This is a genomic window from Pseudomonas sp. IT-232MI5 (assembly GCF_949767845.1).
In the GTDB taxonomy this organism is placed as follows: Bacteria; Pseudomonadota; Gammaproteobacteria; order Pseudomonadales; family Pseudomonadaceae; genus Aquipseudomonas.
Genome location: NZ_CATKQE010000003.1, coordinates 129351 through 142557 on the forward strand (window position 1 = coordinate 129351; position 13207 = coordinate 142557).

Below are 13207 nucleotides of genomic sequence, written 5' to 3' on the forward strand. Positions count from 1 at the left end.
AACGGCAACGCGGGTCGATGAATCGTGATGCTCGGAGCCGGCTCGATCGCATCGATATCGGCTGGCGTTGGTAAGCGGCCCGGTCGTGGCGTTTGCCCACCGGGTATCGAGATCTCTAAATCTGCGCGCGCTGGCAAGTCGAGGCGCGGGGTGTCCACGTCTGCCCCAGCGTTTTGGCGAACCGGGGGATTGCCGGAATTGTTGCCTCTGGGAGGCGATTTAACGGGCATGTCTTTCTATCCTTGCAGGTTTGCGCATCAGCTCGCCTGAGCGGGAGCTGATGGCAGGGGCGGCGTCATTGCCTGATTGATCGTATGGCCCTGAGTTCTTTACTCAGGCTTGGAAGGCACGCCAGCCGGGCTGGCCAGTGCAAATATTTTGCGCGCGGTCTTGCCATCGAAGGTCTGGCGCCAGATGGCCACGTGCGGCAAGCCAGCCTGTTCATCGCGGCGCTGAGCGTCGATGCCGCGTCGGCTCTGTTCGAGGGTTTTGAGGTGACCGCCTCGTGTAGTGAAACTCAGCGGCGCGGTGTTGTGCTGGTCATAGTGGAAATGTGCCTCCCATAACGGTGTGCCGTCGGTGCGATCAGTGATCGAATAAACATCGAGAAACGACTTGTCCCTGCCTTTGCCCGATTGCTTGCGCTCAACGGTTTTGCTCACGCTGACTTCTTTGGCATCCATCAGGTAGTTCAAACGCATGATGTCGAGCACGTCCCTGTTCTTGTACATGCGCACCAGAACACTTTGGCCATGCGCATCCAGTGACTCGGCAGCGCTGCGCAATCGCGCAGCCAGGGCGAGGATCTCGGCGTCATTGGTCGCGTCTTCATGGCTTTCCAGGCGCCTTGCCTGCTCGTTGAGGCTTTCCGCCTCTTTGCCCAAGCCTTCAAGAATCTCGGTCGGATTGGTTTTTTTCGCTTCGTCCACCTTGGCCTTGGCGACGTGTTGTTCAACGTCGACCAGTAACCGTTTTGCCTCGGCGACCAGTTGTGGTCTGGGTGTACTGACGATGGGTGGCCGCACTGGCAACCATTCGCCCTGTCTTTTTTCGTAGCGGGCGGATGGCGAACCGGGACGCAACGGGTCCGGCACCTTGACGATGACGTTGCCGTCCAGCGCCGTTTCCGTTTCGCCGACCAGAACCCGGTACGTGCCGTGCTGGCGGACCCGGAAAATCTTTCTGGGGGCTGACGGGCGGGGGCTTTCGGAAGGGTCAGGCAGTGCTGGAAGGAAATCGAAATCGATATCGTGGTCGATGTTGGGCAGCTCGCGATCGCGCCCGATCGACTCCAGAATGTCGCTCAGCCGGTTTTCGATTCGCTTCTCGAATGGATCAATCAGATCGAGGATTTCCCTCAGATACCCGGCCCTCAAAGCATCGGTGTCAGCGTTGGCGGCCAGTTGCATTTCAAATCGGGACTTGTCCGCCCTGATCTGATCAAGGCTCAAAAGCAGTGCCATCGGATGCTCATGTTGCGGAATGTTTTTCAGGTCTGCGGTGACCAGGTCGACGGCTGAAAGCGAGGGCATGGTGGTATTGGGCGAATGCTCGGGTGTGCCCGCAAACAGGTGTATATAGAGGGTCAGCTTGTTGAAGTTGATGCGCTCGGCCGACGGAACTTGCTGCCTGATTTCTTCGAGTATCGGCGCCGCTCCGGGGTCGGCTTTTCTGATTTCTGCCAGCACCACTTCACGTTCTTCGATAAACCTCAGCTTCTTGTTCAGGTGAGGGATGATTCGCTTGCAACTGTCGGCATCGAGACTGGAGATCGTTGGCTTCACCCGCAGATCCATGGCTGCCATGAGGCGGTTCAGGAACTCGGCGCGCTCTATGCGGAAGGTGTGCAGTTCCTGCTTGAACAGCCCGCTGGCTTTCGCAAGGACCAGCCATTTCCTGTTGAGCACCAGCGACTCCACGAAATCCGCCTGTTTCTGCACATGCTTGAGCAAATGCACTTCGAGACTCAGCAGTTTTGCGATTCGCTCTGCGCTGCCTTCCGCCAGTTTCTGGGTTTGCGCCCAGAGGGTGTTATGCCGGTCCGACGAGTTCGTCAACTCCGTGTGGGCCTTGTGAAAAGGCTCATACATCTGCATCAACGTGTCTTTACTCAGGCGGACAATCTCCGCGTCCTGAATACCTCCCTTCAGGTCTGGCAAATGATAGACCCAGCGATTGCCCTCATCACGCCTGACCGACCGCGTTTCGCCGCTGCGGCTGGCCCGGAAGATATTTGCGCTGTCGATTGCCACGGGGTCTTTCGGATTGACGATGCGCCACGCTTTGTGTGTCGCCGTGGATGCACTCACATCGTGCATGACCTGATAAACCTGATTGTGCAGGAGCAGGTACAGCCGACCTTCGTGGCGCAACAACCCGTCGCTGTCGGCCTTGGCACGTGTGAGATCGAGATTGGTGTGCAACGTCTGCAGGTGAGTGTCGATCAAGGTAACGGCGTCACCGTCCTCAAGCGAATGCCACAGACTGCTGTCGCTGTCGCGCAGCAGTAGCGGACCAGAGGCCACGCGCTCGGCCGCGAGTTGGGCGCGGTAGAGGCCCGTCTGCGGATCGACCCCGACCATCACGATGCTGTCGTGCGCGACATCGACGTATTCGCGGCCCTTGTACATCCTCAAGCCCTCGGTATTGGCCCGGGGCAAACGGTCAGGTGCGAGGATACGGTAACTCTCCAGCGATTTTGGTCCCGTTGCGCCTGTTTTCACCGAGGCGGTTGTCGTGTGCGTGATGACGACGGGCGGTGGTCTTGTTACCTCAGGGCTGTCAGTGCCGTGAGCGCCGTGAGTGCCACCCGGCCGCGTTGCAGGGTGGACAGACAGGGACGGTTCAGGCCCCGTCCGTGTCGCTCGCCCGGTATTGCCTTGCTGCGGCGCATCCGGGCTGGTTGGTGTGTTGACTTTAATGCTGCCCTTGGCGGGCTGTTTGGGTGACATTGCTTCATCCTTGAAGGGTTGCCATATCAGTTGGCGCAGGCACCGGACTGATGAATGTTAAGTTTGAACGATGATTTTTTGCCGGTTACGGGTTATCGGGCAGGCTCGACGCCGGTTGTAAGAGAAACCGACCATTGCCGTCGGAATTGGTTATTTTTTGTGCTATATTCCGCGCCCGCGAATTTTCACTTCAACACCGGTCGTCGACATGCAAGCAGCCAAGCCGTTATTTGACTATCCAAAATATTGGGCCGAATGTTTCGGGCCAGCGCCATTCCTGCCGATGAGCAGGGAGGAGATGGATCAGCTTGGCTGGGATTCGTGCGACATCATCATTGTTACCGGTGATGCCTACGTCGATCACCCGTCGTTCGGCATGGCGATCATTGGCCGGCTGCTGGAGTCTCAGGGCTTTCGCGTCGGGATCATTGCGCAGCCGAACTGGCAGTCCAAAGACGACTTCATGAAGCTCGGCGAGCCGAACCTGTTCTTCGGCGTTGCGGCGGGCAACATGGACTCGATGATCAACCGCTACACCGCGGACAAGAAAATCCGTTCCGACGACGCTTACACGCCTGGCGGCATGGCCGGCAAGCGTCCGGACCGCGCGAGCCTGGTTTATAGCCAGCGCTGCAAGGAAGCCTACAAGCATGTCCCGATCGTCCTCGGCGGCATCGAAGCCTCGCTGCGCCGCATCGCCCACTACGACTACTGGCAGGATCGCGTGCGTAACTCGATCCTGATCGACGCCAGCGCCGACATTCTGCTGTACGGCAACGCCGAGCGCGCGATCGTCGAAGTCGCCCAGCGCCTGTCCTACGGGCACAAGATCGAAGACATCACCGATGTGCGCGGCACCGCGTTCATCCGTCGCGATACGCCGAAAGACTGGTACGAAGTCGACTCGACGCGTATCGACCGTCCGGGCAAGGTCGACAAGATCATCAACCCGTACGTGAATACCCAGGACACCCAGGCCTGCGCCATCGAGCAGGAAAAAGGTCCGGTTGAAGATCCGCAGGAAGCCAAGGTCGTACAGATTCTGGCGAGCCCGCGCATGACCCGTGACAAGACCGTGATTCGTCTGCCATCGGTTGAAAAGGTCCGTGGCGACGCCGTTCTGTATGCCCACGCCAACCGCGTGCTGCACCTCGAAACCAACCCGGGCAACGCCCGTGCGCTGGTGCAGAAGCATGGCGAAGTCGACGTCTGGTTCAACCCGCCGCCGATTCCGATGACCACTGAAGAAATGGACTACGTGTTCGGCATGCCCTACGCGCGCGTTCCGCACCCGGCGTATGGCAAGGAGAAGATCCCGGCCTACGACATGATCCGTTTCTCGGTGAACATCATGCGTGGCTGCTTCGGTGGCTGCACCTTCTGCTCGATCACCGAGCACGAAGGCCGGATCATCCAGAACCGTTCCGAAGAGTCGATCATTCGCGAAATCGAAGAGATCCGCGACAAGGTTCCAGGCTTCACCGGCGTCATTTCCGACCTCGGCGGCCCGACCGCGAACATGTACCGCATCGCCTGCAAAACGCCGGAAATCGAATCCGCGTGCCGCAAGCCGTCCTGCGTGTTCCCGGGCATTTGCCCGAACCTCAACACCGACCACTCTTCGCTGATTCAGCTGTACCGCAGCGCCCGTGCATTGCCGGGTGTGAAGAAGATTCTGATCGCTTCCGGCCTGCGCTACGACCTCGCGGTCGAGTCGCCGGAGTACGTCAAAGAGCTGGTGACCCACCACGTTGGTGGTTACCTGAAGATCGCCCCGGAACACACCGAGGAAGGTCCGCTCAACCAGATGATGAAACCGGGCATTGGCAGCTATGACAAGTTCAAGCGCATGTTCGAGAAGTACACCAAGGAAGCGGGCAAAGAGCAGTACCTGATTCCGTACTTCATCGCCGCCCACCCGGGCACCACCGACGAAGACATGATGAACCTGGCCCTGTGGCTCAAGGGCAATGGCTTCCGCGCTGACCAGGTGCAGGCGTTCTACCCGTCGCCGATGGCCACCGCCACCGCGATGTACCACTCGGGCAAGAACCCGCTGCGCAAGGTCACTTACAAGAGCGACGGCGTGACCATCGTCAAGAGCGAAGAGCAGCGTCGTCTGCACAAGGCGTTCTTGCGTTATCACGACCCGAAAGGCTGGCCGATGCTGCGTGAAGCGCTGATCCGCATGGGCCGTGGTGACTTGATCGGTTCGGGCAAGGATCAGTTGATCCCGACTCATCAGCCGGCGACTGACAGCTACCAGAGCGCCCGTCGCAAGAACTCGACGCCGGCCGGCAGCCATAAAGTGGCGAAGGAAGGCAAAGAGAAGACCACCAAGATCCTCACTCAGCACACTGGTTTGCCGCCACGTGCCAGTGATGGTGGTAATCCTTGGGACAAGCGGGAACAGGCCAAGGCGGCGGCGTTTGCCCGCAATCAGCAGGCAGCCAAGGAACGTAAAGACGCTGCGAAAGGCAAAGGGCCGAAACCAACCCGCAAGCCGGTCGTACCGCGCTAAACATCGCTTGAGCTGAACAGAACGCCAACCTTCGGGTTGGCGTTGTGCATTTCTGGGGCTGGATATTGCGTTGTCCGGGAGATCCATCCCCCTCACCCCAGCCCTCTCCCCCATGGGGGGCGAGGGGGAAGGGAGCCGATCGCTGTGCTTTTCAAAATCGAAGTTCGACTCAGGACTTTCACGTCGGCGTATCTCCAACAACCACGTCGGTCAGTTCCCTCTCCCTCTGGGAGAGGGCTAGGGTGAGGGGCTCTTCACAGCAGATCTCCATGCTTCTCAAAATCCGGGGTCGACTCAGGACTTGCAGGTCGGCGTATCTCCAACATCCACCTCGGTCAGTCCCCTCTCCCTATGGGCGGTCCGACGTTTCGGGAGGGCCAGGGTGAGGGGCTCTTCGCAACATTTACGTGCAATCAGCCCAAACCATTTCCCCGCATCGCCCGATTTTGGTGCTGTACTGCCCTAAGCATTCCGGGAAAGCGCCCAAGCCACTGCATGGCATAAGTCTTGCGCGCTTTCGAATACGCTTAGGCTCGCAGGAGGCACGCCGTGTCGATTCATGTCGCATTGCATCACGTCACGCATTACCGCTACGACCGCGCTGTCGAACTCGGCCCGCAGATCGTTCGCCTGCGCCCGGCCGCCCACAGCCGCACGCGGATTCTGTCGTATGCGCTGAAAGTTTCGCCCGAGCAGCATTTCATCAACTGGCAGCAGGATCCGCAGGGCAACTACCTCGCCCGATTGGTGTTCCCCGAGAAGACCAATGAGTTGCGTATTGAAGTCGATCTGCTCGCCGAAATGGCCGTGTTCAATCCGTTCGACTTCTTCCTCGAACCCTACGCCGAGAAAATCCCCTTCGCCTACGCCGCCGATGAGCGCAAGGAGCTGGCGCCGTACCTCGAAACCTTGCCGCTGACGCCGAAATTCAAGGCCTATCTGGACGGAATCGACCGCACGCCGTTGCCGGCGGTGGATTTTCTGGTGGCGCTCAACCAGCGCCTGAGCGAAGACATCGGCTATCTGATTCGCATGGAACCGGGCGTGCAAACCCCGGAACACACTCTCGAACATGCCTCTGGCTCCTGCCGGGATTCGGCGTGGTTGCTGGTGCAGTTGTTGCGCAACCTCGGGTTGGCGGCACGTTTTGTCTCCGGCTACCTGATTCAACTGACCGCCGATGTGAAGAGCCTCGACGGCCCGTCCGGTACGGACGTCGACTTCACCGATCTGCACGCCTGGTGCGAGGTGTATTTGCCGGGTGCCGGCTGGATCGGCCTGGATGCCACGTCCGGGCTGTTTGCTGGTGAAGGGCACATACCGTTGGCCTGCAGTCCCGATCCGTCCTCGGCGGCACCGATCAGTGGCTTGGTCGAGCCGTGCGAATGTGTGTTCAGCCATGAGATGTCGGTGGAACGGATCTGGGAGGCGCCGCGCGTCACCAAGCCCTACACCGATGAGCAGTGGCTGGCAATTCAGGCGCTGGGCCGGCAGATCGATGCTGACCTGCTGGCGGATGACGTGCGCCTGACCATGGGCGGCGAGCCGACCTTCGTTTCCATCGATGACCCGGATGGCGCCGAGTGGAACACCGCTGCGCTGGGGCCGGCCAAGCGTCAGCTCTCCGCCGAACTGTTCCAGCGCATGCGCAAACACTACGCGCCGAATGGTCTGGTGCATTTCGGTCAGGGCAAGTGGTACCCGGGCGAGCAACTGCCGCGCTGGTCGCTCAATTGCTATTGGCGCCGCGACGGCGTGCCGATCTGGCGCAACGGCGCGCTGATCGCCGACGAACAGCAGGATTACGGCGCCAATGGCGAATTGGCTGGGCGCTTTCTCGCCAGCGTTGCCGAACGCCTGAAATTGCCTACACGCTTTGTCTTCCCGGCCTACGAGGACAATTTCTATTACCTCTGGCGCGAAGGCACATTACCGAGCAATGTCAGCGCCGAAGACTCGCGTCTAGAGGAGCCGCTGGAGCGCGCGCGACTGCGCAAGGTCTTCAGTCAGGGCCTGAACAAAGTGATCGGCCAGGTGTTGCCGCTGGCGCGTACAGCCAAGGGCGATCAATGGCAGAGCGGGCGCTGGTATCTGCGCGACGAACATTGCCGTTTGGTGCCGGGCGATTCGCCGCTGGGTTATCGCTTGCCACTGGGTTCGCAGCCGTGGGTGAAGGCGGCCGAGTATCCGTTTATTCATCCACAGGATCCGAATCAGGACTTCGCCGCGTTGCCAGACACCGCGCAGCTCAACAGTCCGGGAGAAGCGGCGGCGCCTGACGAACGCGCGCCGAAAATCGACGAGTCCGCCGACTGGCTGACCCGCACCGCGTTCTGCGCCGAAGCGCGCGAGGGACGTTTGTACCTGTTCATGCCGCCGCTGGAACGGGTCGAGGATTACCTGGAACTGGTGGCCGCCATCGAAGCGACGGCTGAAGAACTGCATTGCCCGGTGTTGCTGGAAGGCTACGAGCCGCCAAGCGATCCGCGCCTGAGCAACTTCCGCATCACCCCGGATCCCGGTGTGATCGAGGTCAATGTGCAGCCGTCGGCGACCTGGGACGAATTGGTCGAACGCACTGAGTTTCTCTATGAAGAGGCACGGCAAACCCGACTGACCACCGAGAAATTCATGATCGATGGTCGCCACACTGGCACCGGCGGCGGTAACCATTTTGTGCTCGGTGGTGCGACGCCGGCGGATTCACCGTTTCTGCGTCGCCCGGATCTGCTGCGCAGCCTGATCAGCTACTGGCAAAACCATCCGTCGCTGTCGTATCTGTTTTCCGGATTGTTCATCGGCCCGACGTCGCAGGCGCCGCGTGTCGACGAGGCGCGCAATGATGCACTGTACGAACTGGAAATCGCTTTCGCGCAGATGCCCGAGCCGGGTGAGGAGTGCGCGCCGTGGCTGGTGGATCGTCTGCTGCGCAACCTGCTGATCGACGTCACCGGCAACACGCACCGTGCCGAGTTCTGTATCGACAAACTGTATTCGCCGGATGGCGCCACCGGACGTCTTGGCTTGTTGGAACTGCGCGCCTTTGAAATGCCGCCCCATGCGCGCATGAGCCTGGCCCAGCAGCTGTTGCTGCGGGCGCTGGTCGCACGTTTCTGGCGCGAGCCTTATGCGCCGCCGAAACTGGCGCGTTGGGGCACCGAGCTGCACGACCGTTTCTTGCTGCCGCACTTTATCGAGCAGGACTTCGCCGACGTCATCGTGGAGCTGAACAACGCCGGTTATCCGCTGCGCGCGGAATGGTTTGCCGCGCATCTGGAGTTTCGTTTTCCCAAGGTCGGCGATTACGCCGTCAACGGCATCGAACTGGAGCTGCGTCAGGCGCTGGAGCCTTGGCATGTGCTGGGCGAGGAGGGCGCGGCAGGCGGTACGGTGCGCTACGTCGACTCATCTCTGGAGCGTCTGCAGGTCAAGCTCAAAGGGCTGCCGCCGCAGCGTTATTTGCTGACCTGTAATGGCATCGCGGTGCCGTTGCACCCGACCGGGCGCGTGGGCGAGTTCGTCGCGGGTGTGCGTTACCGTGCGTGGCAACCGGCCAACTGTCTGCAACCGACGATTCCCGTGCACGCACCGCTGGTGTTCGATTTGCTCGACACCTGGATGGGCCGTTCGCTGGGCGGTTGCCAGTACCACGTTGCCCATCCGGGCGGGCGTAATTACGAGACGTTGCCGGTCAATGCCAACGAAGCGGAGAGCCGGCGCATGGCGCGATTCTTCCGCGTCGGACACACGCCGGGGAAACTTCCTATACCCAACGTGGAAATCAGTGACGAGCTACCGATGACAATCGATTTGCGACGTTTCTAGATCGCACGCGACATGCGGATTTTTCGTATATCCGCATGTCATGTGCCTGCGTTAGTCTGACCGTTCTTTGCTGTCTGCCGAGCTTTCCATGCCTGACCTGCTAGACCGCTACCCGCTGACGGCGGGCACTTATCACGAACTGCTCGACGGCAGTGGCGCGGTGCGCCCGCACTGGCGGCGGCTGTTCGATCAGTTGCAGCGCAGCACCCCGGCGCAACTGATGCAGCGACAGGCTTTGCTGGCGCGGCAGATTCAGGAAAACGGTGTCACCTATAACGTCTATGCCGATCCCAAAGGCGCGGATCGGCCGTGGGAGCTGGATCTGTTGCCCCACGTGATTGCCGCAGATGAATGGCAGCATTTGTCGGCGGGCATCGCTCAACGTGCACGTCTGCTCAATGCGGTGTTGGCTGATTTGTACGGGCCGCAACGATTGATCAGCGAAGGCCTGTTGCCGGCTGAACTGGTGTTTGGACACAACAATTTCCTATGGCCTTGTCAGGGCATTGCACCGCCGGAAGACGCGTACCTGCATCTGTATGCCGTGGATCTGGCGCGCACGCCGGATGGGCGCTGGTGGGTCACGGCGGATCGCACACAAGCACCGTCGGGCGCCGGTTATGCTTTGGAAAACCGCACCATCGTGTCCCGCGCCTTTCCTGAGTTGTACCGGGATCTGAAGGTGCAGCATCTGGCCGGGTTTTTCCGCACATTGCAGGAAACCCTTGCACGGCAGGCACCGAGTGACGATGAGGCGCCGCTGGTGGTGCTGCTCACGCCTGGGCGCTTCAACGAAAGCTATTTCGAACACTTGTATCTGGCTCGCCAGCTCGGTTACCCGCTGGTCGAGGGCGGTGACCTGACGGTGCGCGATGCCACGGTCTACCTCAAAACCCTCAGCGGACTGCGTCGGGTGCACGCCATCATGCGCCGGCTCGATGATGATTTCTGCGATCCGCTGGAGCTGCGCACGGACTCCGCGCTGGGTGTTCCCGGCCTGCTCGAAGCGGTGCGTCAGGGCCGCGTGTTGGTGGCCAACGCGTTGGGCAGTGGGGTGCTGGAATCGCCGGGGTTGCTGGGTTTTTTACCGAAGATCAATCAATACCTGTTTGGCGAAGAGCTGATCTTGCCGTCAATCGCGACGTGGTGGTGCGGCGAGCCACCGGTACTGGCGCAGGCCTTGGAAAAACTACCTGAGCTGTTGATCAAACCGGCGTTTCCCTCGCAAAGCTTCACGCCTGTATTTGGCCGTGATCTGAGTGAAAAACAGCGTCACACGCTTGCTGAACGCATGCAGGCGCGCCCTTATGCCTACGTTGCGCAAGAATTGGCTCAGCTATCGCAAGCGCCAATCTGGCAGGCCGAAAATGGTCAACTGCAACCGCGGGCGATCGGCATGCGCATGTACGCCGTGGCCGGTGGTGATGGTTATCGTGTGCTCCCCGGTGGTCTGACCCGGGTGGCCGCCGAGGCTGATGCCGAAGTGGTATCGATGCAGCGCGGCGGGGCGAGCAAGGACACTTGGGTACTTGGCGATCGTCCACCCAGCGGCGAGCAATGGAAGAGCCAGCGTAATGTCGGCGTGCACGATCTGGTGCGGCGCGATCCGTATCTACCCTCGCGAGTGGTGGAGAACCTGTTCTGGTTCGGCCGTTACTGCGAACGCTGCGACGACAGTGCGCGGCTGCTGCGCATCATGCTTGCGCGGTATGTCGATGGTGATGACCCGCAAGCGTTGCAGGCGGCGGTCGATCTCGGTGAGCGGTTGACGTTGTTGCCGGATGAAGGAGAGCTGCCCGAGCGCTTGCTCGCTGCATTGCTCGGTGAAGACTGGTCGTTCAGCCTGCGTTCCAACCTGCAACGCTTGCAGTGGGCGGCGTCACAGGTGCGCGGCAAGCTTTCGCGGGAGAACTGGCAGGCGCTGGTGGAGTTGCAGCGCGAAGCGATGGAACTGGACACCGACGAGCCTGACTTCGGCGAACTGCTGGATTTCCTCAACCGGCTGGTGATGTCGCTGGCGGCGTTGTCCGGGTTTGCCCTCGACGACATGACCCGCGACGAAGGCTGGCGCTTTCTGATGATTGGCCGGCGTATCGAGCGACTGCAGTTTCTCAGCAGTAGCCTCGCGGCGTTTCTGCGTGGCGCCGGTGCTTTCGATCAGGCGGGCCTGGAGTGGTTGCTGGAGTTGGGCAACAGCAGCATCACCTATCGCTCACGTTATCTGGCCGTGGCGCAATTGATTCCGGTGCTCGACCTATTGCTGCTGGACGAGCAGAACCCGCACGCGGTGTTGTTCCAGTTGAAACTGGTCACGCGCACGTTGAAACGTTTGAACGATGATTTTGGCGCGCCACGGGAAGCGGGGTTGCCGCGACTGGTCGAGCGTCTGGCACGGTTCGATCTGGGTTGTCTGGAGAATCCATTGTTCGGTGAGTCCAGCGTACGAGCGGCTTTGAGCGGTCTGGCGGATCTGCTGCAAGAGATTGCCGAGGCCAGTGGGCAGGTCTCGGATCGCTTGGCTCTGCGTCATTTCGCTCATGTCGATGACGTTAGCCAACGCACGGTGTCCGTCTGATGAATGCTCGATACCAGATTTTCCACGACACCTGTTATCACTACGACAGCCCGGTTTCCCTGGCGCAGCAACTGGCGCACTTGTGGCCGCGGAAATGCGATTGGCAGCGTTGTACCGATCAGCAATTGCTGATCAGCCCGGACCCGACAGCGCGGCGCGATGAGCTGGATGTGTTTGGTAATCCGTTGACCCGACTGGCCTTCGAACGCCCGCATGACGAATTGCAGGTCAATGCACAACTCACGGTGGAAGTGCTGGCGCGGCCTGCGCTGGATTTCAATCAGTCGCCCGCCTGGGAGCTGACCCGCGATGCGCTGACCTACAGCAGCCAGCCGTTGTCCGCTGAGTTGCTCGAAGCCTGTCGCTACCGCTTCCAGTCACCGTACGTACATTTGAAGCGCAGTTTCGTCGAGTTTTCGCAAAGCTGTTTCCCGCCGGGGCAGCCATTGCTTCTTGGTGTGCAGGACTTGATGCAGAAGATCTTCAGCGAATTCACCTTCGACGCCGAGGCGACCCAAGTGGCGACGCCCTTGGTGGAAGTACTGGAGCGGCGACGCGGGGTGTGTCAGGACTTCGCGCATTTGATGCTGGCGTGCGTGCGCTCCCGAGGATTGGCGGCGCGTTATGTCAGTGGTTATTTGCTGACTCAGCCGCCACCGGGGCAGCCACGTTTGATCGGCGCCGATGCATCGCATGCCTGGGTTTCAGTGTTTTGTCCGGTGCTGGGCTGGGTGGATTTTGATCCAACCAACAATGTGCAACCGGCGCTGGAGCACATCACATTGGCGTGGGGGCGGGATTTCTCTGATGTGTCGCCGTTGCGTGGGGTGATCCTCGGTGGCGGCAATCACGACCCGGAAGTGCGCGTCACCGTAATGCCTCTGGATTAACGCCGATCAAACTGTAGGAGTGAGCCTGCTCGCGATAGCGGTGTGTCAGCAGCAAATATTTCAACTGACACACCGCTATCGCGAGCAGGCTCGCTCTCACATGGGAATTTGGGTGTGCTTGGGAAGGGGGAGGGCTGTGAGGGCCGGCGGTGAAACCGCCAGCCCTGTCACAAATCCGCAGGGTCTGATTCGATCATCAAACCCGGTGGGGTTCAGGCGTCGGGCGCCTGATCTTTCGGTGTTTCAGTCGCATCGGTTGCATCAACATCATCTTGCGTCGCCACTTCACCGTCAGGGTTCAGTGCTGCTTCTTCAGCGGTTTGTTTCTTGCGCTGAAGCTTTTCCTCTTTCTTCTGTTCCTTTGCCAGGTCTCGTTGACGTTTGGCGAAGGAGTAATTGGGTTTGGCCATGGGCGATCCTCTTGGGTCGAAGGTGAGGTTGAGCG

Annotated in this window: 6 protein-coding genes; 4 read left to right on the plus strand and 2 right to left on the minus strand. The window is 60.3% G+C overall.

The window, feature by feature from the left end:
- Positions 1-329: 329 nt before the first annotated feature.
- Positions 330-2951, minus strand: coding sequence for a hypothetical protein (locus tag ACM6JQ_RS03190; RefSeq protein WP_414893211.1), 2622 nt, complete (start codon positions 2949-2951; stop codon positions 330-332).
- A 208-nt stretch (positions 2952-3159) separates the two neighbouring features.
- Between ACM6JQ_RS03190 and ACM6JQ_RS03195 the strand changes: the two genes are divergently transcribed.
- The 4 genes from ACM6JQ_RS03195 (at position 3160) to ACM6JQ_RS03210 (ending at position 12762) form a co-directional block, all read left to right on the plus strand.
- The gene (locus ACM6JQ_RS03195) at positions 3160-5472 is read left to right on the plus strand and encodes a YgiQ family radical SAM protein (RefSeq protein ID WP_007915855.1); all 2313 of its coding nucleotides are present in this window, start codon (positions 3160-3162) and stop codon (positions 5470-5472) included.
- Positions 5473-6021: 549 nt separating this feature from the next.
- The gene (locus tag ACM6JQ_RS03200) at positions 6022-9297 is read left to right on the plus strand and encodes a DUF2126 domain-containing protein (RefSeq protein WP_095113506.1); all 3276 of its coding nucleotides are present in this window, start codon (positions 6022-6024) and stop codon (positions 9295-9297) included.
- An 88-nt stretch (positions 9298-9385) separates the two neighbouring features.
- Positions 9386-11872 carry a circularly permuted type 2 ATP-grasp protein gene (locus ACM6JQ_RS03205; RefSeq protein ID WP_414893212.1) on the plus strand — a complete coding sequence of 829 codons (2487 nt, stop codon included), beginning with the start codon at positions 9386-9388 and terminating at the stop codon, positions 11870-11872.
- Positions 11872-12762, plus strand: a complete 891-nt coding sequence (locus tag ACM6JQ_RS03210; protein ID WP_414893213.1) for a transglutaminase family protein — start codon at positions 11872-11874, stop codon at positions 12760-12762. Before ACM6JQ_RS03205 ends, ACM6JQ_RS03210 begins: the two co-directional genes overlap by 1 nt.
- Positions 12763-12974: 212 nt before the next feature.
- Here ACM6JQ_RS03210 and ACM6JQ_RS03215 read toward each other — a convergent pair whose 3' ends face one another.
- Entirely contained in the window at positions 12975-13172 is a 198-nt protein-coding gene (locus ACM6JQ_RS03215) for a hypothetical protein (protein ID WP_095113509.1), read from the minus strand.
- Positions 13173-13207 lie beyond the last annotated feature (35 nt).

Coding starts and splice junctions, on each gene's coding strand:
- ACM6JQ_RS03190 (WP_414893211.1), bottom strand. CDS start 2,951: ATGTCACCCAAACAGCCCGCCAAGGGCAGCATTAAAGTCAACACACCA.
- ACM6JQ_RS03215 (WP_095113509.1), bottom strand. CDS start 13,172: ATGGCCAAACCCAATTACTCCTTCGCCAAACGTCAACGAGACCTGGCA.
- ACM6JQ_RS03210 (WP_414893213.1), top strand. CDS start 11,872: ATGAATGCTCGATACCAGATTTTCCACGACACCTGTTATCACTACGAC.
- ACM6JQ_RS03195 (WP_007915855.1), top strand. CDS start 3,160: ATGCAAGCAGCCAAGCCGTTATTTGACTATCCAAAATATTGGGCCGAA.
- ACM6JQ_RS03205 (WP_414893212.1), top strand. CDS start 9,386: ATGCCTGACCTGCTAGACCGCTACCCGCTGACGGCGGGCACTTATCAC.